18 protein-coding genes are annotated in these 23,662 nt (G+C 65.3%); all 18 read right to left on the bottom strand.

Annotation, left to right across the window (positions count from 1 at the left end; genetic code table 11):
• Positions 1 to 135: 135 nt before the first annotated feature.
• A complete protein-coding gene (locus KBW95_RS13395; protein WP_211525717.1) occupies positions 136 to 1,458 on the bottom strand; it encodes a DUF3422 family protein in 1,323 nt (440 codons plus the stop codon).
• Positions 1,459 to 1,498: 40 nt separating this feature from the next.
• Positions 1,499 to 2,440 carry a LysR family transcriptional regulator gene (locus KBW95_RS13390; RefSeq protein WP_211525716.1) on the bottom strand — a complete coding sequence of 314 codons (942 nt, stop codon included), beginning with the start codon at positions 2,438 to 2,440 and terminating at the stop codon, positions 1,499 to 1,501.
• A 55-nt stretch (positions 2,441 to 2,495) separates the two neighbouring features.
• The gene (locus KBW95_RS13385; RefSeq protein WP_211525715.1) at positions 2,496 to 3,446 is read right to left on the bottom strand and encodes a glycoside hydrolase family 43 protein; all 951 of its coding nucleotides are present in this window, start codon (positions 3,444 to 3,446) and stop codon (positions 2,496 to 2,498) included.
• A 39-nt stretch (positions 3,447 to 3,485) separates the two neighbouring features.
• A complete protein-coding gene (gene yjfF, locus KBW95_RS13380; protein ID WP_211525714.1) occupies positions 3,486 to 4,469 on the bottom strand; it encodes a galactofuranose ABC transporter, permease protein YjfF in 984 nt (327 codons plus the stop codon).
• Positions 4,466 to 5,551: an ABC transporter permease gene (locus KBW95_RS13375; RefSeq protein WP_211525713.1), complete on the bottom strand. Its 1,086-nt coding sequence runs from the start codon at positions 5,549 to 5,551 to the stop codon at positions 4,466 to 4,468. The genes yjfF and KBW95_RS13375 overlap by 4 nt, the downstream gene beginning before the upstream one ends.
• A complete protein-coding gene (locus tag KBW95_RS13370; RefSeq protein WP_211528486.1) occupies positions 5,548 to 7,071 on the bottom strand; it encodes a sugar ABC transporter ATP-binding protein in 1,524 nt (507 codons plus the stop codon). The genes KBW95_RS13375 and KBW95_RS13370 overlap by 4 nt, the downstream gene beginning before the upstream one ends.
• Positions 7,072 to 7,079: 8 nt before the next feature.
• Positions 7,080 to 8,042 carry an ABC transporter substrate-binding protein gene (locus KBW95_RS13365; RefSeq protein ID WP_211528485.1) on the bottom strand — a complete coding sequence of 321 codons (963 nt, stop codon included), beginning with the start codon at positions 8,040 to 8,042 and terminating at the stop codon, positions 7,080 to 7,082.
• A 104-nt stretch (positions 8,043 to 8,146) separates the two neighbouring features.
• Positions 8,147 to 10,492: a glycoside hydrolase family 127 protein gene (locus tag KBW95_RS13360; RefSeq protein WP_211528484.1), complete on the bottom strand. Its 2,346-nt coding sequence runs from the start codon at positions 10,490 to 10,492 to the stop codon at positions 8,147 to 8,149.
• A complete protein-coding gene (locus KBW95_RS13355; RefSeq protein WP_211525709.1) occupies positions 10,489 to 11,505 on the bottom strand; it encodes an arabinan endo-1,5-alpha-L-arabinosidase in 1,017 nt (338 codons plus the stop codon). The genes KBW95_RS13360 and KBW95_RS13355 overlap by 4 nt, the downstream gene beginning before the upstream one ends.
• A 130-nt stretch (positions 11,506 to 11,635) precedes the next feature.
• Entirely contained in the window at positions 11,636 to 13,177 is a 1,542-nt protein-coding gene (locus KBW95_RS13350; protein ID WP_211528483.1) for an alpha-N-arabinofuranosidase, read from the bottom strand.
• Positions 13,178 to 13,195: 18 nt separating this feature from the next.
• Positions 13,196 to 15,106: a glycoside hydrolase family 97 protein gene (locus KBW95_RS13345; RefSeq protein WP_211528482.1), complete on the bottom strand. Its 1,911-nt coding sequence runs from the start codon at positions 15,104 to 15,106 to the stop codon at positions 13,196 to 13,198.
• Between the two features lie 158 nt (positions 15,107 to 15,264).
• Positions 15,265 to 16,032, bottom strand: coding sequence for an SDR family NAD(P)-dependent oxidoreductase (locus KBW95_RS13340; RefSeq protein ID WP_211528481.1), 768 nt, complete (start codon positions 16,030 to 16,032; stop codon positions 15,265 to 15,267).
• 35 nt (positions 16,033 to 16,067) lie between these two features.
• On the bottom strand, positions 16,068 to 17,639 hold the full coding sequence (locus tag KBW95_RS13335; protein WP_211528480.1) for an aldehyde dehydrogenase (NADP(+)): 1,572 nt from the start codon (positions 17,637 to 17,639) through the stop codon (positions 16,068 to 16,070).
• Positions 17,636 to 18,628, bottom strand: a complete 993-nt coding sequence (gene araD1, locus KBW95_RS13330; protein WP_211528479.1) for an AraD1 family protein — start codon at positions 18,626 to 18,628, stop codon at positions 17,636 to 17,638. The genes KBW95_RS13335 and araD1 overlap by 4 nt, the downstream gene beginning before the upstream one ends.
• Positions 18,629 to 18,715: 87 nt before the next feature.
• Positions 18,716 to 20,458: an IlvD/Edd family dehydratase gene (locus KBW95_RS13325; protein ID WP_211528478.1), complete on the bottom strand. Its 1,743-nt coding sequence runs from the start codon at positions 20,456 to 20,458 to the stop codon at positions 18,716 to 18,718.
• A 264-nt stretch (positions 20,459 to 20,722) separates the two neighbouring features.
• Positions 20,723 to 21,601 carry an SMP-30/gluconolactonase/LRE family protein gene (locus tag KBW95_RS13320; protein ID WP_373888799.1) on the bottom strand — a complete coding sequence of 293 codons (879 nt, stop codon included), beginning with the start codon at positions 21,599 to 21,601 and terminating at the stop codon, positions 20,723 to 20,725.
• 5 nt (positions 21,602 to 21,606) lie between these two features.
• Complete coding sequence (locus KBW95_RS13315) at positions 21,607 to 22,656, bottom strand: aldose epimerase family protein (protein ID WP_373888798.1); 1,050 nt, start codon at positions 22,654 to 22,656, stop codon at positions 21,607 to 21,609.
• A 13-nt stretch (positions 22,657 to 22,669) separates the two neighbouring features.
• The gene (locus KBW95_RS13310; protein ID WP_211525700.1) at positions 22,670 to 23,620 is read right to left on the bottom strand and encodes a family 43 glycosylhydrolase; all 951 of its coding nucleotides are present in this window, start codon (positions 23,618 to 23,620) and stop codon (positions 22,670 to 22,672) included.
• Positions 23,621 to 23,662 lie beyond the last annotated feature (42 nt).

Here is a 23,662-nt window from a genome sequence, read left to right as displayed (position 1 = left end):
TTCACGCCAGGCTGGCAGGCTTATCACGTTGTCACGCTTTAGCCTCGTTTTTTGTTACTCAGCCGCTAACTTTTTATAAGCGGGCGATTATAACGAGCTATCAAAACGGGCCGCGCGCGATTCAGAACCGGGGACTCAGGCGGATTTTCCTATCCTGTGATGGACGCGGCGCTGGGCCAGCCACACGGCGCCGGCCACCACCGGCACCAGGATGCCGAGGGCGAGATCGGGGTTGATCGGCATTCCTGCGGCCTTGGCGGCCTTGCCCGCGTAGCCGAGCAGGCCCACCAGGTAGTAGGAAATTGCGGCCACCGACAGCCCCTCCACCGCCAGCTGCAGGCGCAGCTGCTGGGCGGCGCGCGCATTGAGCGACTCCAGGATGCGGCGGTTCTGCATCTCCTGCACGATGCCCACGCGGGTGCGTAGCAGGTCGTTCGTATCGGCGATGCGGCGTCCCAGCGCCTCCTGGCGCGCGCTGGTGGCCTCGCAGGTGTGCATGGCGGGTTCCAGGCGGCGCTCCATGAACTCCTCCACGGTCGGCGTGCCTTCGATGCGCACCTCGCGCAGCTCCTCGATGCGGGCCTGCACGATGCGGAAGTAGGCGCGCGAGGCCGAGAAGCGGTAGCCGTTGGCCAGCGACAGCTTTTCCATGCGCGCGGCGAGGCGGGTGATCTGTTCCAGCAGGCGCTGCTCGTCTCCGTTCCCCTCCCCCGGTTGCGCCATGTCGGTGGCGACCATTGCGTCCGCCAGTTCGGCCAGTTCGGCCTCCACCCTGTCCAGCTCCCGCCCGACCGCGCGCGCGGCGGGCAGGCCGAGCAAGGCCATCATGCGGTAGGTCTCGATCTCCAGCACCCGCTGCACCAGGCGTCCGGCCTGCAGCTCGCGCATGCCGAGGTCGCGGATGACGAAGCGGCTGAAGCCATCTGCCTGGATCGCGAAGTCGCTCCACAGCTCCGCGCCCTGCATCACCGAGGACCGGGCCAGCAGGCTGCGCTCGAACACCCTGGCCAGGCTCGATGCGTCGGCATCGCCCTTCACCAGGGCCACGTGGGCGGCCGCCATCAGGCGCCCGGCCAGCTGCGACAGCCAGCTCGCGGGCAGGTAGGCCAGCGGCATGTGCTCGAAGGCCTCCTGGGGCGCCATGTCCGGTTCCAGGGAGGTGGTGACGGTGTAGGTGGCGAATTCGGTATGGCATTCCCACTTCAGGCTGAAGTTGCCGAAGTCGTGGAAGAAGTGGTTGGCCCCCGGCCTGGGCGCGGCCACGCCGAAGTGTTCGCACAGGGCGCCCAGCAGCACGTGCTGGGAATGGGCCTGCGGCGGGCCGGATTCCACGCCGTGGTAGACAGCCAGGTGGGTGATCGCCTCGGGCGCGTCGAGCCGCAGGAAGGGCCGCGAGTGCAGCTCGGCCGCGAGCGGCACCCGCAGGGAATGGTTCAGCGCTCCGACGATGGCGTTCAAGCGGTCCTCCGGTGGTGGAACCGGAGGCCCGCGCCGCCGGCTAGTAGATTTCGCTGGCCGCCGCGCGCACCGCCTTGAGCAGCAGGTCGGCGCCCGGCGAGAGCAGATGGTCCTGCTGCCTGATGATACCGAAGGCGTCCATCTTGCAGGGTAACTCGATTGGGAGAATACGCATCACGTTGAGCGAGGCATAATATTGCGCGACTTCCTGCGGCATCACGTGCAGCGAATCGGTCTGCTGCAGCAGCGCCGTGATCAGGAGCAGCGCGGTCGTATCGACCACGTTCACCGGCGGCGCCAGGCCCGCACGGCGGAACATCATGTCGAAGCGGTGACGCAGGATGCTGCCCGGCGGCGGCAGGATCCACGGCCGGTCGGCGATGTCCTTCAGCTCCAGCTGCCTGTTTTCCAGCAGCGGATGGCCGGGGCGCACCACCGCGCAGGCGGGTTCCTCGGTGAGCTCCTCGTAGATCAGGCCCGTGCTGTCTTCCTTTTCCAGGATGCGACCGATCATGAAGTCCAGCGTCCCGCGCTGCAGTTTGTCGAGCAGGACGTTGCTGGACTCGACCTGCACGCCGATGCGCAGCAGCGGCGCCTGCTCCTTGATGCGTGCGATCGCGCGCGGCAGCAGCGCCATCGCAGGCGACATGATCACGCCCACCTCCACCTGCCCCGCCAGGCCGGCCTTGAGCGCCACGATGTCGTCGTGCGCCAGCGCCAGGCTGGTGAGGGCCATGCGCGCGTGGCGGATCATCGTCTCGCCGTAGATGGTCGGCTCCATCCCGCGCGGCAGGCGCTCGAACAGCCGCACGTCCAGCATCTCTTCGAGGTCCTTGATCTGCTTGGACGCCGCTGGCTGCGTCATGTGCAGCTCCTCCGCGGCGCGGTGGATGTTGCGGTAGTCGTCCAGCGCGATCAGGAGCAGCAGCTGGCGCGTCTTGAGGCGCGCCTTCAAAAACCAGTTCGGGTTCGTTGTATCCATCAGAAAATAATATCATTTTGGATATCGGCCCGGCCGGAATATCGCTGAGTGTTTATCACTTGCAGCCTGGGGACGGGTTGGCGGCCGGGCCCTCGGCGGTCTGGGCGACCTTCAGGATCTGCCCGTCCGGGCCGTAGCGCAGTTCCTCGACGGCGGCGGAGCGGCGGAACTCGCCGCCGGTCGGCAGCTTGCCGTTATGGTAGAAGATGTAGGACTTGCCGTTGAAGTCGACGATGGCCTGGTGGATCGTGTTGACGTTGCTGTTCTTCTCCATGACCTGGCCGCCCCAGGTCCACGGGCCGGTGGCGCTCGGGCCGGTCATGTACACCGTCTCTTCCGGGAACTGGCGCGAGTAGGTCAGGTAATAGGTGCCCTTGTGCTTGTGCAGGTAGGCCGCCTCGGTGAACTGGTCCAGGCCGACGGTGTGGATCGGGCCGTCGAGTTCCACCATGTTGGGCTTCAGCTTGGCCCACTTCATGACCGTGTTGCCCCAGTAGAGATAGGCCTGGCCGTCATCGTCGATGAAGACGGCGGGGTCGATGTCGTCCCACAGGATGGCGGACTGCCTGGTCATGTCGTTCGAGACCAGGGCCTTGCCGATGGCGTCGACGAAGGGACCGGTGGGACTATCCGACACGGCGACGCCGATGGCCTTGCCGGGAATGGTGGCATGGTCGACGGTCGAGTAGAAGTAGTACTTGCCGTTGCGCTTGGTGATGTCCGAGGCCCAGGCATCGCGGCCGGCCCACTTGAAGGTGCTGTACTTCAGCGGGGAACCGTGGTCGGTCCAGTTCTTCATGTCGCAGGTGGAGTAGACGCGCCATTCGTTCATGACGTAGTCCTTGCCGCCGACGGGGGCTTCGTCCTTGCCGACGTAGAGGTAGACGCGGCCGTTGTCGACCAGGGCCGCGGGGTCGGCGGTGAAGATGTTCTTGACGATGGGGTTGCCGGCGTGGGCGAGCGACGCGGCGCTGAGGGCGGCGGCGAGGACGCAGTGTTTGAACACAGGGATCTCCTTTGGTTAATTCTTATGTTGGTGGCTACGCTAGCTCTTGGACTTGAACGCCATCACCCGCTGCACCACGCAAAACACAAACAACAGCGCGCCAATGACGATCTTGGTCCACCACGAGCTGAGCGTCCCATCGAACGCGATCAGGGTCTGAATGGTGCCGAGCACCAGCACGCCCGACAGCGCCCCGGCCACATAACCGTAGCCGCCAGTGAGCAGCGTCCCGCCGATGACAACGGCAGCAATCGCATCCAGCTCGGTCCCCTGCGCATGCAGCCCGTACCCCGACAGCATATAGAACGAAAACAGCACTCCGGCCAGCGCCGCGCAGAACCCGCTGAACGCGTACACGAGAATCTTGGTGCGGCCAACGCTCAAGCCCATCATGGCCGCCGATTGTTCATTCCCGCCAACCGCATACACCGCGCGTCCAAAACCGCTGAAGTGTCCCAGCCACACCGCCAGCGCCAGCATCACCAGCGCGATGATCGCGCCAGGAGACAGGAAGCCGCCCAGGAAAGGAATCTGCGTCTGCGACATCGCCACGAACAGCGGATCCTCGATGGTGATCGATTCGATGCTGATCAGGTAGCACAGCCCGCGCGCCAGGAACATACCGGCCAGGGTAACGATGAAGGGCTGCAGCCGGAACACGTGAATGATCGCCCCCATTGCGCCGCCAAACAGGGCGCCTCCCAGCAGCACGGCGCCGATCACCGCTACCGGCGGCCAATGCGCCACCTGCAGCAGCCAGGCCGCAACCATGGTCGCCAGCGCCAGTACCGCGCCCACCGACAAATCGATCCCGCCGGACAGGATCACGAAACTCATGCCGATGGCGATCACCAGCAGGAAAGCATTGTCGATCAAGAGATTGAGCATTACCTGCAGCGACAGGAAGCCCTCGTAGGCGGACCCGCCGATCAGCAGCATGGCCACCAGGAGCACCACCGTGACCAGCGAGGTAAACGACGGCATGCCGGGCAGCGCCCGCACGCCCTGGACCAGCGCGCTCATGCCGCCCTCCGCTTCCACAACTGCTTGAACTGGTCCGACTGCGAAATGCAGACCAGGAAGACCACAACCGACTTGACGACCATGTTGACCTCGGGCGGGACGCCCAGCGAATAGATGGTGTACGTGAGCGTCTGGATGATCAGCGCTCCGATGATGCTGCCGACCAGGCTGAACTTGCCGCCCGCTAGCGAGGTGCCGCCCAGCGTGACGGCCAGGATCGCGTCCAGCTCCAGCAGCAGGCCCGCATTATTGGCGTCCGCGCTCTTCACGTTGGAGCTGATCATCAGCCCCGCCATGCCGGCGCAGGCCGCCGAGAACACGTAGACGAAGACGATCAGCGCCGCCGTGCGGATACCCGCCAGGCGCGCCGCCACCGGATTGATGCCGACCGACTGGATGAACAGGCCCAGGGCCGTGTGGCGCAGCAGGAAGGCGGTTACCGCGAACACGGCCGCCACCACGAACAACGCGAACGGCAGACCAAGCAGGTAGCCGCTGCCGAGGAAGAAGAAGGGCTGGTAGTAGACCGTGACGATCTGCCCGTCCGTCAGCAGTTGGGCCAGGCCGCGCCCCGCCACCATCAGGATCAGGGTCGCGACGATGGGCTGAAGGCCCAGGCCGGCAACCAGTGCGCCGTTCCACAGGCCGCACAGCAGCGCCGCACCGAGCGCCGCGCCAAGGGCCAGCGCCATCGGCGTCTGCGCCACATATTCGGGCACGCCGTTATTGATGACCATGGTGCCGCCGATCAGCATCGACGCGACGGTGCCGGAAAGCGCCACCACCGCGCCGACCGAGATGTCGATGCCGCGCGTGGCGATGACCAGGGTCATGCCGATGGCGGCCAGCATCAGGGGCGCCGCGCGGTTGACGATGTCGACCAGGCTGCCGTACAAGTGGCCATCCTTGATCTCGAGGCGGAAGAAGCCGGGAATCAGCAGGAAGTCGATCAGCAGCAGCACCGCCAGCGCCGCCAGGGGCCGGAACAGCGGGTGCGCGACCGCATTGGCGAACGACGATGGCGCGGGAGCCGGCGCCGGAGCGCTCGGCGCCGACACCGGCGCTTTTTCTTGAACCATCATGCTCCGCCCTCCCCGGCGATCACGTGCAGGACCGAGCTGTCGTCCAGATCACCGCGGCGGTATTCGCCGCAGGCCTTGCGGTCGCGCATGACCACGATGCGGTCGCTCACGCGCAGCACTTCGGGCAGCTCGGACGAGATGAACAGAATCGACATGCCCTTGCGGCACAGGGTCGTGACGTAATCCATGATTTCCTGCTTGGCGCGCACATCGATGCCGCGCGTGGGTTCGTCGAGGATCATCAGGTTCGGCTCGGTCACCAGCCAGCGCGCCAGCAGCACCTTCTGCTGGTTGCCGCCCGAGAGCGAGCCGATCGGCGTTTCGATGCTCGCCGTCTTGATCCCCAGCTGTTTGACGTAATAGGCGGCCAGCTCCTGCTGGCGGCGCAGCGGAATGGCGCGCTTCAATCCCTGCTTGGCTTGCAAGGCCAGGATCAGGTTCTCGCGCACGGACAGCGACAAAATCGCGCCCTCGTGCTTGCGGTCTTCCGAGCAGAAGCCGATGCCCTCGGCGATGGCGTCGCGCGGCGTGGCGAAGCTGCGCGACCTGCCCTTGATCTCGATGGCGCCGCTATCGGCCTTGTCGGCGCCGAACAGCAGGCGCGCGGTTTCGGTACGGCCGGAGCCAAGCAGGCCGGCCAGGCCGAGCAGTTCGCCCTTGCGCACTTCCAGGTCCACCGGCGCCAGCACGCCGCGGCGCGCCAGCTGCTGCGTGCTCAAGAACACCTCGTTGGCGCTGGTGTCCGCGCCGGCGCCGACGGGAACCTGTTCGGGAGCTTCGTTGGGTGCGCCGATCATCTTGTTGACCAGCGCCAGTCGCGACAGCTCGCTGCAGGCGTACTCGCCTTCGCGCTCGCCATTGCGCATCACCGTGATGCGGTCCGAGATGGCGTAGGTCTGGTCGAGGAAGTGGGTGACGAACAGGATCGCCATCCCCTGCTCGCGCAGGCCGCGCAGCACCGAGAACAGCAGCTGCACTTCGTTTTCGTCCAGGCTGGAGGTCGGTTCGTCCAGGATCAGCACCTTGGCCGAGACGCTGGTGGCGCGGGCGATGGCCACCATCTGCTGGATCGCCAGCGGATAGCTCGACAAGGGCTTGCTGACGTCGATGTGGATCTGCAGCTTGGCCAGCAGCCCGGTCGCCTGGCTGCGCATGCTGCCCCAATCGATCATGCCAAAGCGGCGCGGATAGCGGCCGATGAAGATGTTCTCGGCCACGGACAGGTTCGGGCACAGGTTCACTTCCTGGTACACCGTGCTGATGCCCAGTTCCTGCGCATGCTGCGTGGAGCGCGGTTCGATCTTCGATCCGTCGAGGACGATGCTGCCGCGCTCCGGCTGGTAGACGCCGGTCAGCACCTTGATCAGGGTGGATTTGCCGGCGCCGTTCTGGCCCATCAGCGTGTGGACTTCGCCCGGAAACAGGCGCAGGCCCGCATCCGAGAGTGCCTTCACGCCGGGGAACTGCTTGTGGATGCCGGTGACCTCTAGCACCGGCGCCGCGTTGGTCGAGGCATTCATAAAGCGCCTCAGTACTTACGGTTCGGGAATTCCTTGGCCGCGACTTCAGCTGGGAACACACCTTCGTTCACGGTAATGCGCTTCGGGACCGGCTTGCCGGCCTTCACCGCCTGCGCAGTCTGGATTAGCTGAGGGCCGAGCAGCGGATTGCACTCCACGGTGACGTTCAGCTTACCCTGCAACATGGCCTCGAACGCGCCGCGCACGCCGTCGATCGACACGACCAGGATGTCCTTGCCCGGTTTCAAGCCGGCTTCCTCGATCGCCTGGATCGCGCCAATGGCCATGTCGTCGTTATGCGCGTAGAGGACATTGATGTTCTTGCCTTCGGACTTGAGGAAAGCTTCCATGACTTCCTTGCCCTTGGCGCGGGTGAAGTCGCCGGTCTGCGAGCGGATGATCTTCAGCTTCGGGTTGCCGGCGATGACTTCGGCGAAGCCGGCCTTGCGGTCCAGGGCCGGGGCCGAGCCGACGGTACCCTGCAGCTCGACGATGTTGTAGCTGCGGTTCGGGTTCTTCTTCGCGTGTTCCACCAGCCAGCGTGCGGCGCGGCGGCCCTCTTCCACGAAGTCCGAGCCGATGAAGCTGACGTAGAGCGACGGGTCGCTGACTTTGACGGCGCGATCGGTCAGGATGACGGGGATCTTGGCGGCTTTCGCTTCGCGCAGGACGGTGTCCCAGCCGCTTTCCACGACCGGCGAGAAGGCGATCACGTCCACGCGCTGGGCGATGAAGGAACGGATGGCCTTGACCTGGTTTTCCTGGCGCTGCTGGGCGTCGGCGAATTTGAGGTTGACGCCGGCCTTGCGGGCGGCGTCCTTGATGGAAGCGGTGTTCGCGGTGCGCCATTCGCTTTCGGCGCCGACTTGGGAGAAGCCGATGGTGAGGGGCTTGGCGGCGAAGGCCGGTGCGGCAACTGCCAACGATGCAGCCATGGCTGCGCCCAGGAGGTTCCTGCGGGTGAGTCTCATCACTTGTCTCCGGTATTGTTGTCTCTCAATACTAGGGCAAAGAGAGATACACTTCCAATCACTTTTTTGAGGGAGTAGATACTGTTTTCGGTATCGATTAAGCCTTATCGCATCAGGCGCAGCCCATAGAGTCCTCCGGCGACGGATCCTGGGCGAGCGACAAAGCGAACGCTCAGCTTCCCATTCGCCGCTTGTCGCATGGCGTCGGGAATCGGTAAGTCGACGGTGTAAATCTCTTCCTGGGCAACCCTGGTAAGGGTGACGCTGGACAGGAGCTGGCCATTCACGAGAATGTCGAACCGACGTCCTGCATCCGCTTTGGCAAATACGAGGCGCAGTACCTTGGCTTCCTGCTTGGGGTCATTCAACTCGTAGCTGAACCATTTTGTCGCGTGACGCCAGTGGCGGCCGTTATTGATGCCGGCTTCGCTTCCTTCGCCCTTGAAGAAGTGGTCCGACTCCGGCTGCTGCTCGCCCGGCGCCACCTGGTCGATGGTGCGGGCGTCCAGCGCCAGCCGCTCCGCTTCGCGGGCGGCGTTCGCAGCCTGGAGCTGCTGCAAGCCGGCCGGGGTCGAGTGCTGCCAGTACATGGTGTAGCGCGATTCGTGCAGGCGGAAGAAAGGCACGAACTCGGTCTTCGCCCCATCCGCGCCGTGCACCACGCCCGGCGCCGTGAAGGTCAGCGGCTTGCCCTTGACCGGCTTGAACCTCCGGATGAAATCCTTCGAATCGCTGACGAACATCGGCGCCGCCTCGAGCGGGCAAACCTGGCCGTTGGCGATGTGTCCCATGCGCGAGTCGTCGGCCAGGAAGTTGAGTTTTTCGTCGGCGAACAGGCGGGTCTTCGCCGCCAGCACGACCGGACCGTGCAGGACGGCGTAGTAGTTCGATTTGTCCGGCATCTGCTCCAGGCGGGTCGTCATCGGCAGCTGCACGTCGACGCGGTCGCCCTTCTTCCATTCGCGCGCCACGCTCACGTAGCCGCCAGGCTGGCCGTCGACTTTCACCGTCTTGCCGTTGACCTTGACCTGCATGCGGCCGGCAGCTACCCAGGCCGGGTAGCGGATCTTCATCGTGAACTTGCCGCCCTCGTCCACCGTCAGGCGCGTCGTGTCGGCATCGGGGAAGCGCGTGCTCTCGGTGAGCTTGATCCCGCGTTCGCGCCAGTTGAGCGTGGACGGGATGAAGAGGTTGACGAAGAGCGCATCCCCTTCGTGGGCGTAGATGAATTCGCCGTATTTGGCGTGGCTCTCGATGCCCGAGCCCACGCAGCACCACATGCCCTGGTCCACCTGCGAATAGACCCGATAGTGGTTTGGGCGCATCGGCGTGAAGTAGACGAAACCGCCGCCTGGCCGCTGGGACGACAGGATGTGGTTGTACAGCGCACGTTCGTAGTAGTCGCCGTAGCTGCCCTTCTGCTCCGACTGGAACAGCATCCCCGTGAGCTTCAGCATGTTATAGGTGTTGCAGGTCTCCGGCCCCTCGACCTCGCTGATCACCGGGCCGAAGTCCTTCTGGTCGTGGAAATGCTCCTTGACGCTGTTGCCGCCGATGGCCACCGTGCGATGTTCCACCACCGTCTGCCAGAAGAATTTCGACGCCTTGTCCAGGTCCTCGCGCCTGGCCAGGTCGGCGATGCGCTTGAAACCGATGACTTTGGGGATTTGCGTGTTGGCGTGCAGGCCGGTCAGCTTGTCCTCGCCCTTCTCCAGCGGGTCGAGAATGGCCTGGTGCGAGAAGCGCAGCGCCAGGTCCATGTATTTGCGCTCGCCCGTCATCTCCGCCACGTCGGCGAAGATCTCGTTCATGCCGCCGTGTTCACTGCGCAGCATCTGCTGCATCTGCTGCTCGGACAGGCGCGAGGTCAAGCCCAGCGCCCAGTCGGATAGCTGGATCAGCATGGCGCGCGCTTCCTCGTTGCCGGCGTAGCGGTAAGCGTCGCGCAGTCCGGCATAGACCTTGTGCAGGTTATACCAGGGCACCCACTTGCCGTTGACGGAGAAGTTGTCCGCCTCCAGCTTGCCCGCCGCGATATCGCGCCAGGCCTGGCGGCCGCCGGGGATGCCGCCGACATAGCCGTCGCCGTTGGCCTGCTGCGCGCGCTTGAGCTCCGCCACGAAGTAGTTCAGGCGGCGCAGCACCTCGCCGTCGCCGGTCGAGGCATGCATCAGGGCCAGCGCAGACAGATAGTGGCCGCCCATGTGGCCATCCAGGCCGGTCGACTCCCAGTTGCCGTAGCTGGGCTTGCGCGGCTCCAGGCCGGCTTCGCGCAGGAAGGGAGCGAGCAGCCGGTCCGGCTCCATCGCCATCAGGTAATTCAGGTCGGTGGTCTGGGCGTCGAGAAAGGGACCGGGCTTGAGCCTGACGTCCGCCAGCGGGAACAGGTCCGCCGCCTGCGCCCATGCGCCGGCGACCAGAAGGCTCAGGGCCGCGATCCGTGTCTTCATTTCTTCTCTACGCTCATGTAGCGATTCAGGTCCTTCTGGTCGACCGTCGGCCAGCCGCCCTGGTCCCACTTCATTTCCAGGACTTTCAGCTTCTGCTTGTACTTGTCCGCGGTCTCGTAGGCGTGCAGCACCATGTAGTCCTTGCCGTCGAAGGTGTAGGCGCTGTTGTGGCCAAGCGCCTTCCAGTCGTTGTCGCCCTGGATCACGAGCGAGCCGCCGCCCTTGGCCATGTCCACGCCATTGCGGTCGAGGTAAGGGCCGGTGACCTTCTTGGAGCGGCCGACGACCACCTTGTAGGTGCTGTTCTTGCCCTGGCAGCACAGGTCCCAGGAGGCGAACAGGTAGTACCAGTCGTTCTTGCGGAAGATAAACGGGGCTTCGATATGGCCCGCACCGGGTTCTTCGTCAGGGGTAAATGCCGGACGGTCGCGGCGCGCGACGGTGTGCCATTCCTGGGGTTCGGCCAGCCTGGTGCGGCTGGCGTCGAGCTTGACCAGCTTGAGGCCCGACCAGAAGGAACCGAAGGACATCCATGGCGTGCCGTTCTCGTCGTCGATGACGTGCGAGTCGATGGCATTCCACAGGTCGCGGCCCGGGATCGATTGCAGGACCATGCCCTGGTCTTCCCACTTGTAGTTCGGTGCGCGCGGGTCGAGCGTGGCGTTGGTGGTCACGCCTATGCCGGAGGTGTTCTTGCCGAAGCCGGAGACCGAGTAGTACAGGTAGTACTTGCCGTCGTGGTGGTAGATGTCCGGGGCCCAGATGTGGTCGTTGAAGGTCGGGGCGGCTTTCTTGGCCCAGGCCGGTTCGCCCGGGAAGACGCGGCCTTCGGGCTTCCAGGTCTTCATGTCGGTGGAGCTGTAGAAGGTGATGCCGGGGCCGGTGCTGAAGAGGTAGTACTTGTTGCCCTCTTTTGCCATGACGGGGTCGTGGACGCCGACTTGGGCGGCGAAGGCGGGGAGCACGGCGGCGAGTGACAGCAGAGCGGCGCTGATGCGAGGAATGAGTGACATCGCGTAATCCTGAGTAGGTGCACGTCGTTCCCGCGAAGGCGGGAACCCAAGTTGCCGCAGCTGTCGAAACGCTACGAACTTGGGTCCCCGCCTGCGCGGGGACGGCGATTTTTAGGCTAACGTTCTTCTATCATGCCTCAGCGGCGACAACAATCACCGCTTTCGCAGGCACCTTCAGCGTCAGCTTGCCATTGGCAGCCTTGGCGCTATACGGCGCCGGCTTGACCGCCTGCGGCTTCTCGAAGGTGTTGTGCGCGTCCATGGCATCGGAAGTCAGGATCTGGCCCGACACGCCCGAGACGTTCTGCCCCGCCACGTTCAGGGTGATCTCGCTGGCGCGGGTCGGATGCGTATTCACCAGGGCGATGTAGGTCTTGCCATCCTTGCCACGCGCTGCCGATGCGCTGATGCCTGGCACGGACTTGCCGTTGCTTGAATAGGCCACGTCGTTGTCCACCGCCACCGGCAGCGAAGTCGCATCCTGGAACGGGATGTACATCTTGTAGGTGTGGTAGGTCGGCGTCAGCAGCATCTTTTCCTTGTCGGTAATGATCATCGCCTGCAGCACGTTGACCATCTGGGCGATCATCGTCATGCGCACGCGCTCTGCATGCGCATGGAAGATGTTGAAGTTCAGCGCCGCCACGACCGCGTCGCGCATGGTGTTACGCTGGAACAGGAAGCCAGGATTGGTGCCCGGTTCCACGTCGTACCAGGTGCCCCATTCGTCGACGTAGAAGCCGATCTGCCTCGAAGGATCGTTCTTGTCCAGGATGGCGACGTTGCGGCGGATATGGCCGTCCATGCGCATGGTCTGCTGCATGGTGGAGAACCATTCGTTTTCCGGGAAGCCGGTGGCGGCGCCCTTCTTCTCCCACACGCCGGTCGGCAGGGTGTAGAAGTGGAAGCTGATGCCGTCGGTGCCGCGTGCGGCTTCCTTGCTCAGCACTTCGGTCCACTTGGTGTCGTCATCATTGCCGCCGCTGGCGATCATCTTCGGACGTGCGTTCGGCGGCGTCTTCAGGAAGGTCGCGTAGTGGTTGTACAGGTTGGCGTAATACTCCGGCTTCATGTTGCCGCCGCAGCCCCAGGCTTCGTTGCCGATGCCGAAGAAGGCGACCTTGTACGGCTCCTTGCGGCCGTTCTTGCGGCGCTGCTCGGCCAGGGTCGACTTGGTGTCCGAGGTCATGTACTCGAGCCACTCAGCCATCTCCTGCGGAGTGCCGGAGCCGAGGTTGCCGTTGACGTAGGCTTCGGTGCCGAGGATCTCGACCAGGTCGAAGAACTCGTGGGTGCCGACGGCATTGTCTTCCGCCACGCCGCCCCAGTGGGTGTTGACCTTCACCGGACGTTTGTTGCGCGGGCCGATGCCGTCGCGCCAGTGGTACTCGTCGGCGAAGCAGCCGCCCGGCCAGCGCACCAGCGGCACCTTCAGTTCCTTCAGCGCGCCGACCACGTCGTTACGCCAGCCGCGGGTGTTCGGGATCTTCGACTGCGGACCGACCCACAGGCCCTCGTAGATGCCGGTGCCGAGGTGCTCGGCGAACTGGCCGTACACGTTCTTGTTGATGACCGGGCCGGGCTTCGTGGTGTCGACCGTGACGCTCACCTGGGCGAAGGCCGGCAAGGCGGCCATGGCGAATGCGAGGATGGTGGGCTTAAGAAGATTCATGCGTGTGTCTCCTGATTTTTACTTGAATACGGCTACGAAGCCGCCGTGCGGTTTGATGCTGATCTTTGCTGTGCCGCCCCCGATCGGGGCTTGCGTAAAACTGCGCTCGGTGTCGCCGTCGGTGGCGAGCGTGCCGCTGCGTCCATCCAGGAAGGACAGGTCGAGGTCCACGCTGCGCTCGACGCCGTCGGCGTTGATGCCCGCCACATACCAGCTGTCGCCGCTCCTGCGGGCGATGATGGCGTAGCGGCCCGGGTAGCCGTCGATGAAGCGCACGTCGTCCCAGCTGCGCGGCAAGTCCTGCAGCAACGCTTTCACGTAGGACGGCACGGTGGCCATGCCTTCGGGGCGTTCGGCGAAGTGCTGGATTCCGGACAGGAACAGCACCGATTCCGCCAGCTCGAATCCGTTGCGGGTAGCGCGCTTGATGTTGGGGATGTCGCCGAATACCATCGGCGTGAAATCCATCGGGTCGAACAGGTTGCGGGCGAAGGGCAGCATGGCCGCGTGGGCCGGCACCGCGTCCTGGTCGACCTGCTCGAAGGTCGTGAACTCCAGGCCGCGAATCGCCTCCACCGTCATCAGGTTCGGGTAGGTGCGCGACCAGCCGCGCGGCAAGGTGGCGCCGTGGAAGTTCACCAGCAGGCCCGCCTTGGCGGCGTCATTCAGGATATCGACGTAGTAGGCGATCATCGACTTGCCGTCGCCGGCGAAGAAGTCGACCTTGACGCCTTTCACGCCGATCTCGCGCAGGCGTTCGAATTCCTTCCGGCGCTGGGCGGGCGCCAGGAGCGCGCCCTTGGGGCCGTATTCGGTCTTGTTCCAGGCGCCGGAGGAGTTGTACCAAACCAGGATGCCGACGCCCTTCCCTTCCGCGTACTGCACCAGCTCGCGCAGCTTCTCGAACCCGATCTTGCGGTCCCAATCGGCGTCGACCAGGGTGTAGTCCCATTTCATGTCGGCGGCGTAGTCGACGAAGCGCTTCTGCACGTCGAACACCGTGGCGTCGTCCTTCAGCAGCGCCCAGCTCCACGAGGCGTGGCCGGGCTGGATACGGGCCTTGTCGAAGGCGACGGCCGGCGCCGCGAGATCGGTGCCGAGGGTGGACTCGACCAGGGTCTTGAGCGAACCGAGGGTGATGATGCGCCATGGGGTGGCCAGCTCGCCCTTCCCTTCAGCCAGCAGCGCACCGTTGGTAAACACCTCCGGGGCGGCGGGAGGCGCAAGGCGGTAGACGCCGCCTGGCGAATCCGAGGCGAGGCGCGAGGCGTGGAAGCTGCCGTCCATGTTCGCTTCGGTCAGCGCGACCCAGGTGTCGCCAGTGCGGAACAGGGCCGGGAAGGCCCAGCCGGCGCCCAGCTTGGAGGGAGTACCGACCGGGATCTCGCGCTGGTAGTGCTCTTCGTAGGACGGGTTGGTGTTCATCCAGCCCGTCTGGGCGACCGACATCGGCTGCAGCCAGGCGCGGGTGGCAGGATCGAAGGCGAAACTGGTGGATTCGGAGATGAACTGCAGCTTCGGCGCGCGGACGACGTAGCGGAAGGCGACGCCGTCGTTGGAGACGCGGAAGCTCAGGTCCATGGCCTGCCCGGCCGCGTTGCGCACGGTGTGGGTCTGCTCGTTGGCGCTGTAGGTGATGCGGCCCTTCTTGGCGGTGGCAAGTTCGTAGCTGTCGCGCACGAGCTTGACCGGCGAGCTGGCGGAAAGCCGCAGCTTGCTGGACAGGTCGGCGCCCTGCAGCTGGAGGCCCAGCGCAGACGGCAGGATGACGGGTTTGCCGTCGCGGGAGACGGTGTAGGTCAGGTTGCCGTTGTTCGATACGGATACATCGACGCTGATATGGCGGTCGGGGCTGGTCAGGGGTGTGGCGTGTGCCTGTGCGGCGCACAGGGACAGGACTGCCAGCAGGATGCGGCTGCGTGCATTCATGGCGGACTCCGAAGACCCCGTCGTTCCCGCGCAGGCGGGAACCCAAGTTTCCGTGAGCTGCTGGGACACTTGGGTCCCCGCCTGCGCGGGGACGACGGAGGTAGGTGGGCGGCAGCGACTACGACAGGGTCACAGCCGGGCGAAGGGAACCTGTCAGATCAGGTCCAGCCCGCATCCACCACGAAATCCTGCGCCGTGCACATCTTGCTGTCGTCCGCGCCCAGGAAGAGCACCATGTTGGCGACATCCTCGGGCATCAGCTTGCCCGGCAGGCATTGCGCCTTCTTGATCTCTTCTTCCGCCGCCGCATCGACCCACAGTTCGATCTGGCGCTGGGTCATCACCCAGCCCGGCGTGACGGTGTTCACGCGCACGCCGAACGGGCCGAGATCGCGCGCCAGGCTGCGGGTCAGGCCGATCACGGCCGCCTTGGTGGTGGCGTAGACCGGATAACCCGCCCCCTTGGCATGCCAGGACATGGAGCTGAAGTTGATGATCGAGCCGCCTCCCTTTTTCTTCATGCCTTCCAGGACTGCCTGGATGGTGAAGAACATCGGACGCTGGTTGATGGCGATGCGCTCGTTCCAGTAGTCGAGCGAGACGTCCTGGATATCGTGGCGCTGGTCGTTGGCGGCATTGTTGACCAGGATGTCGAAGTCGCCCAGCTGTTGCGCCAGCTCGGCAATCGTGCGCTGCAGCGACGGGATGTCGGTGATGTCGCAATAGCGGAACACCGGTGCGCTGTGGCCTGCCTGGGCAAGCTTCGCGCACAGCGCCTCGCTGGCCTGCTTCGCGATGTCCACGAACGCGACCACCGCGCCCTGCTCCACGAACGCCGTCACGATCGCTTCACCGATACCGGTGCCGCCGCCCGTGACGAACACGCGCTTGCCCTGCAAACTGGGATACTTCGCCATCTGATCCATAACTGTCTCCATCTGTTCTTATTGTGCGGCCGTTTTTACTCTTTGGTCAACGCGCCGTCGCGGCGGCGCCAGGTGCCCAGCGGGTTACCGTCGCGCAGGACTTCCGGCAGCAGCTCGGCCGGCATGTTCTGGTAGCAGACCGGGCGCAGGAAGCGGCTGATCGCGCCGGTGCCCACCGAGGTGCTGCGGCCGTCGGCCGTCGACGGGAACGGCCCGCCGTGCACCATCGCGGTCGAGACCTCGACGCCGGTCGGGTAGCCGTTGGCCAGGATACGGCCGACCTTGCGCTCCAGGACCGGCAGCAGCGCCTTCGCGGCGGCGTAGTCTTCCGCATCGATCTGCAGGGTCGCGGTCAGCTGGCCTTCCAGCACTTCCGCCACCTCGCGCAGCTGGGCCGCGTCCTGGCAGACCACCAGCACCGAGGCTGGGCCGAAGACTTCCTCGTGCAGTTCCTGGCGCTTCAGGAACTCTTCCGCGCCCACGCGGAACAGCGCGGCGCCGCCCTTGCCCTCTTCGTGTTCCAGGCGCGCCAGGGTGGACACAGCCTCGTTCTTCGCCAGCGCATCGACGCCCTTGCGGTAGCTGTCGGCGATGTTCTGGTTCAGCATGACGGCGGCTTGCGTGGCGTGCAGGGCCTCGGTCGCGGCCTTGCAGAAGGTCGACAATCCCGGACCGTCGACCGCCAGCACCAGGCCGGGGTTGGTGCAGAACTGGCCGACGCCCAGGGTGAGCGAGGCGGCGAAGCCCTTGCCGATTTCCTCGGCGCGGTGCTCCAGCGCGTGCGGCATCAGGAACACCGGGTTAATGCTGCTCATCTCGGCATACACCGGAATCGGCTGCTTGCGCGCCGCGGCGACGGCCATCAGCGCGGTGCCGCCCGAACGCGAGCCGGTGAAGCCGACCGCCTGGATGGCCGGGTGGCCGACCAGCGCCTGGCCGATGCCGTTGCCGGTGCCGGTCAGCAGCGCGAACACGCCCGCCGGCAGTCCGCACAGCGCGACCGCCTTGGCGACGGCGCGCGCCACCAGTTCCGAGGTGCCCGGGTGGGCAGAGTGGGCCTTGAGGACCACCGGGCAGCCCGCGGCGAAAGCCGACGCGGTATCGCCGCCGGCGACCGAGAACGCGAGCGGGAAGTTACTGGCCGCGAACACGGCGACCGGGCCCAGGCCGATCATGCGCATGCGCAGGTCGGGGCGCGGCGGGGTGCGTTCCGGCAGCGGCGTGTCCAGGCGGGCGTCGGCCCAGGAGCCTTCGCGCAGCAGGGTTGCGAACATGCGCAGCTGGTTCACGGTGCGCATGCGCTCCCCTTCCAGGCGCACGCGCGGCAGGCCGGATTCCGCCATGCCGCGTTCGATCAGCTCGTCGCCGACGGCCAGGATCTGCTCGGCCACGGTGTCGAGGAAGGTCGCGCGTTCCTGGTCCGAGGTGGCGCGGAAGGTGTCGAAAGCTTCGCCCGCCAGGCGGCAGGCGCGGTCGATCTGGTCTGGCGAGACCATGTGGAAGCTGGGCTCCAGGTACTCGCGGCGGGTCGGGTCCCAGGCCTTGAACGAACCCGCGGCGCCGCGCTCCTGCACGCCGCCGATAATGGCTTCTCCGGTGATGCTCATAAGGTCTTCACTTTCGCAAATGGGGTGGCATGGACGGCCAGCTTGTTGCGCAGGGCCGGGCCGAAGGCCGGGGACGCGACTTCGAAGGTCTCGCCGGCTTCGACGACGATGTTGTCGGCCACGCTCAGGGTGGCGGTGCCGAAGAAGTGGATGTGCACGTCGCCGGCACGGTTGAACAGGCCATACTTGAAGTGGTGATATTCGAGGTTGCCGATGGTGTGCGACATGTTCTGCTCGCCGCTCACGAAGGCCTTCTGCCAGCGCACCTTGCCCTCCTTGTCCAGGATGCGCGACACGCCTTCCACGTGGGCCGGCAGCTCGCCGACCAGCAGCGCCGGGCCGAGGCCGCAGTTGCGCAGCTTCGAGTGGGCCAGGTACAGGTAGTTCTGGCGCTCGGTGACGTGGTCGGAGAACTCGTTGCCGATCGCGAAACCGAGGCGGTAAGGCTGGCCGTCGTCGCCGATCACGTACAGGCCGGCGATCTCCGGTTCTTCGCCGCCGTCGAGCGAGAAGTCCGGCATCTCGAGGTCCTGGCCGGTGGCGCGCACGATCGAGCCGTCGCCCTTGTAGAACCATTCCGGCTGCACGCCGGCGGTGCCCGGCGCCGGCTTGCCGCCTTCGACGCCCATGCGGAACATCTTCATCGAGTCGCTCAGGGTCTCGACATCGCCGCCGATCTTCTTGTGCATGGCGTCGCGGGTGTCGGCGCTGCCCAGGTGGGTCAGGCCGGTGCCGGTGACATAGCAGTGGGCCGCGTCCGGATGGTCGAGCGGCGGCAGGATGCGGCCGGCCCTGGCCACGTCCTCGTAGTTGAAGGTCTCGAGACCGGCCGAGGCGTCGGCCAGTTGCGCCAGCCCTGCTTGGGTAGCGATCGCGGCGCGCGCCAGGTCCAGGGTGGTGGCGTAGCCGTTGACGACGCGGATGATGTTGTCGTGCAGGATGCCGACGCGGCGTTCCTGCGATTCGGTCAGAAATTGTACGAGCAGCATGGCCCGGTCTCCTATCGGTGTGTGAGGTCGGGATATGCATCGAACGCGCGGCCGGGCAGCCCGGCGACGCGTTCGGCTCCCGCTGGATCAGTGAGAATGCTTGGGTACGGCCGAACCGCGGCTGCCCACGAGGAAGTCGAAGTCGCAGCCTTCGTCCGCCTGCAGCACGTGGTCGAGGTAGAGGCGCTGGTAGCCGCTGTGCTGGACCGGCTTGTTCTTCTCGGCGCGGTCGGCCAGGCGGGCCTTGATCTCTTCGTCGGAGAGTTCGACGTTCAGCGAGCCGCTGTAGCAGTCCAGCTGGATCATGTCGCCGTCCTGCACGATGCCCAGCGGGCCGCCGGCCATGGCTTCCGGCGCCACGTGCAGCACCACGGTGCCGTAGGCGGTGCCGCTCATGCGGGCGTCGGAGATGCGCACCATGTCGGTGATGCCCTTGGCCAGCAGCTTGGGCGGCAGGCCCATGTTGCCCACTTCGGCCATGCCCGGGTAGCCCTTCGGGCCGCAGTTCTTCATGAGCAGGACCGAGTTCTCGTCAACGTCCAGGTCCGGGTCATTGATGCGCTGCTTGTAGTGATCGAAGTCCTCGAATACGACGGCCTTGCCGCGGTGCTTCATCAGGTGCGGCGACGCGGCCGACGGCTTCAGTACCGCGCCGCGCGGCGCCAGGTTGCCGCGCAGGATGCAGATGCCGCCGTCGGCGATCAAGGGGTTGTCCAGCCTGCGGATCACTTCGTCGTTGTAGATAGGCGCGTCCTGGCAGTTCTCCCACAGGGTCTTGCCGTTGACGGTCAACGCGTCCTTGTGCGGAATCAGGTCGCCCTCGCCCAGGCGGCGGATCACGGCCGGCAGGCCGCCCGCGTAGTAGAACTCTTCCATCAGGAAGCGCCCGGAAGGCAGCAGGTCGACCACGGTCGGGGTGCCCTTGCCGATCCTGGTCCAGTCTTCCAGCTCGAGCGGCACGCCAACGCGTCCGGCGATGGCCTTCAGGTGGATCACGGCGTTGGTCGAACCGCCAATCGCCGCGTTCATGCGGATCGCGTTCTCGAAGTTCTCGCGCTTGAGGATTTTGGAGAGGCGCAGGTCTTCGTGCACCATCTCTACGATGCGGATGCCGGACATGTGGGCCAGCACGTAGCGGCGCGCGTCCACCGCCGGAATCGCGGCGTTGTGCGGCAGCGAGGTGCCCAGCGACTCGGCCATGCAGGCCATGGTCGATGCGGTGCCCATGGTGTTGCAGGTGCCGGCCGAGCGCGAGTGGCCGGCTTCGGCGGACAGGAATTCGTGCATCGTGATCTGGCCAGCCTTGGCCTGCTCGTGCAGCTGCCAGACGGCGGTGCCGGAACCGATGTCTTTGCCGTTCAGCTTACCGTTGAGCATGGGGCCGCCGGTGACGACGATGGTCGGCAGGTCGACGCTGGCCGCGCCCATCAGCAGGGCCGGCGTGGTCTTGTCGCAGCCCACCAGCAGGACCACGGCGTCCATCGGATTGCCGCGGATGGATTCTTCGACGTCCATGGCGGCCAGGTTACGGGTCAGCATGGCGGTCGGGCGCAGGTTTGATTCGCCGTTCGAGAAGACCGGGAATTCGACCGGGAAACCGCCGGCTTCCAGGATGCCGCGCTTGACGTGCTCGGCGAGCTTGCGGAAGTGGGCGTTGCAGGGGGTGAGTTCGGACCAGGTGTTGCAGATGCCAATGATCGGCTTGCCCTGGAATTCGTGGTCGGGAATGCCCTGGTTCTTCATCCAGCTCCGGTACATGAAGCCGTTCTTGTCCTGGGTTCCGAACCACGCGGCGGAACGCAGTGTGGTCTTTTTCTTTTGCTCGGACATTCGTGTTTCTCCTCGTTTTTTTACGGCCTAGGGCTTTGCCACCACCCTGGTGTCTCCCGATCAGCGATGAAGAAGTCTAAAATGCGAGCAGATAACTTTCCAATCAATTTTTAGCCAACATCGATATCGTATTTGATATCAATACAGCCTGTTATGCGAGTAGGGTGGACGGGTTTCCCGTCCACGCGGTGATAGTTAGCGCTTGAACAGGCGAGCGAGCCGATCTGGCTGAGTTTGAACGCATGGACGGGAGACCCGTCCGCCCTACCGGTGGAGGAAGCGGTTCTCGGGCAGGCCGCGGACGTCGAGCGACTGGCTGAACAGCGCCCCCGAGAGTGGCGCATTGGCGCGGTCCCCGGCCGTCATGCCCAGGTGGGCCGAGGTGACATACAAGGTGGACAGGCCCGGTCCGCCAAAGGCCGGACAGCTCGGCTGCGGCGCCGCCAGTTCCAGCGTCCGGTCCAGGCGGCCGTCCGGCGCGAAGCGCATCACCTTCCCCGCGCCCCAGCGCGTGGTCCACAGGTAGCCATCGGCGTCGATGCACGAGCCGTCCGGCTCCCCGGGCGCGGCGTCGGCCGGCACGAAGCTGTGCGTGGCCCCGACTTCCCCGCTGCAGGGGTTGTAGTCGGCGAAGCGGATCTCGCGCGTGGCCGAATCCGCGAAATACATGCGGCGTCCATTGGGACTGAAGCAGATCGAGTTGGCGATCGCCGCGTTCCCGATCGGCAGGCGTTCCAGCGTCAGGTCGAGGTTCAGACGGTAGAAGCCGCCCAGGGCCAGCTTGGGGTTATCAATCTGGTTGAACATGCCGAACACGAAGCGGCCTTGCCGGTCGCAGCGGCCGTCGTTCAGGCGCGTGGATGGAATGTCCGCCTCGACGTCGCAGATGCGCGTCACCTTCCCGGTCGAGAAAGTGAAGAAGGCCAGGCCCGACGCCAGCCCCAGCAGCAGGCGGTCGTCGCTGCCGGTGAGCGCGAAGGAGCACAGGCGCTCCGGCATCTTCCAGCTGGTGGTGCGGCCGGTGGAGGGCGAATGCGACCACAGGGTGGCGGCCGGGATGTCGGTCCACAGCAGCCGCCCGGTGCGTTCGCACCACAGCACGCATTCGCCCAGCTCGTGTTCCGCCTCGATGAACGCCTGCATCGCGCTCATTGGTCCACCGAGAAGCGGAAGCGCGACTCGGTCTCGTACACCTGGCCCGGGCGCAGGATCACGTTCGGGAAGTGCGGATGATTGGGCGAATCCGGGAAGTGCTGGGGCTCCAGGCAGAAGCCCGTGCGGTGCTCGTAGCTGTGGCCCTTGCCCTTGAGCGAGCCGTCGAGGAAGTTCCCGCTGTAGAACTGCACGCCAGGTTCCTCGGTCCACAGTTCCAGCACCCGGCCCGACACCGGCTCTACCACGCGCGCGGCGCGCGTCAGCGCCTTGCCGTCCGGCTTGTTGAGCACGAAGTTGTGATCGTAGCCCTGGCCGTGGCGCAGCTGCTTGTCCGGCTGGCCGATGCGCTCGCCGATGGGGCGCGGCATGCGGAAGTCGAAAGGCGTGCCGGTCACCGGGGTCAGCTCGCCGGTCGGGATCGATTCGGCGTCGATCGCGACGAAGGCGTCGGCGTCGATCACGAGTTCATGGCCCAGGATGTCGCCCTCGCCCGCCAGGTTGAAGTAGCTGTGCTGGGTGAGGTTGACCGGGGTCGGCGCGTCCGTCACCGCGTGGAAGCGCACCACCAGCTCGTTGTCGTCGTTGAGCTGGTAGACCACGGTGGCGTCCAGGTTGCCCGGATAGCCCTCCTCGCCGTCCACGCTGCGGTAAGCCAGGCGCAGGCTGTCGCCCTCCACCGCGGCGTTCCACTTGACCACGTGGAAGCCCTTGGGCCCGCCATGCAGGTGGTTGTTGCCGTTGTTGGTGGGCAGCTGGACTTCGCGGCCGTCGAGCATGAAGCGGCCCTTGGCGATGCGGTTGCCGTAGCGGCCGACCAGCGCGCCGAAGTAAGGGCTGTCGCCGCGGTAGGGCTCGAGCGTGTCGAAGCCGAGCACCACGTCGGCCATCTTGCCGTCGCGGTCAGGGGCCGTCAGCTCGGTGATGATGCCGCCGAAGTCGATGATCTTCGCCACCATGCCCTGGGCATTGGTCAGCGTAAACTGGGTGATGGTCGTGCCGTCGGGCAGCTGGCCGAACGGCGCTTGCGTAATACCGGTTTGCACGTTGTTCTTGTCCTCAGTAAGTGGATGGCCGGCCAAAGACAGGCATGCCCGATTCATCCCAGCGCAGCGGTTTCACGAAGGTGTGGCGGTCCGGATTCCACAGCGGATCGCCGACGATCTCGGTGTACGTGCGCGCATGGTAGACCAGCATGACGGTGTCGTTGTCTTCGGCATAGGTGAAGCTGTTGTGGCCCGGGCCGTAGATGCCATGATCGTAGCAGGTTCGCAAAACCGGCTCGCGCGATTTGGTCCAGGAAGCGGGGTCGAGCAGGTTGGCGTCCTCGTCGGCCCAGAGCAGGCCCATCGCGTAGTTGTGGTCGGTGGCGCTGGCCGAATAGCTGATGAAGATCTTGCCGTTGCGGCGGATGACGGATGGGCCTTCGTTGACCCAGAAGCCGATGGTTTCCCAGTCGTATTCCGGCTTGCTCAGCAGAATCGGCTTGCCCTCGATCTGCCACGGGGTCTTCATCGGGGCGATGTAGAGGTTGGAGTTGCCTTCGATTTCATAGTCCTTCTGCGCCCACAGGTAGTAGAGCTGGCCCTTGTGGGTGAAGGTGGTGGCGTCCAGGCAGAAGCTGTCGATGCCGGTGTCGACCTGGCCCATGAATTCCCATTCGCCTTCGAGCGGGTTGGCGTTGGTGGTGCGGATCGCGTACATGCGGTGCTGGAAGAGCTTGTGCTTGATCTCGCGGCTCGGGGCGGCGGCGAAGTAGACGTACCAGGCGCCCTGGTTGAAGTGGATCTCGGGGGCCCAGATCAGTTCCGAGTAGGGACCGGTGTCGGGCTTGGTCCAGGCCGTGACCGTCTCCGCGGTGGCCAGGCCGGCGATGGTGCGGGCGCGGCGCAGTTCGATCCGGTCGTACAGGGGGACCGAGGCGGTGAAGTAGTAGAAGCCGTCGGTGTGCTTGTAGATGTAGGGGTCGGCGCGTTGTTCGATCAGGGGTTTGAGGACGGTTTCTTGCATGGTCGGTCTCGATTCAATTTCGCGGTGTGCGGGCAAACTTGG

It is taken from the genome of Massilia sp. ZL223, assembly GCF_018119395.1.
Lineage (GTDB): Bacteria > Pseudomonadota > Gammaproteobacteria > Burkholderiales > Burkholderiaceae_D > Telluria.
This window is presented reverse-complemented; position numbering and strand designations above follow the sequence as displayed.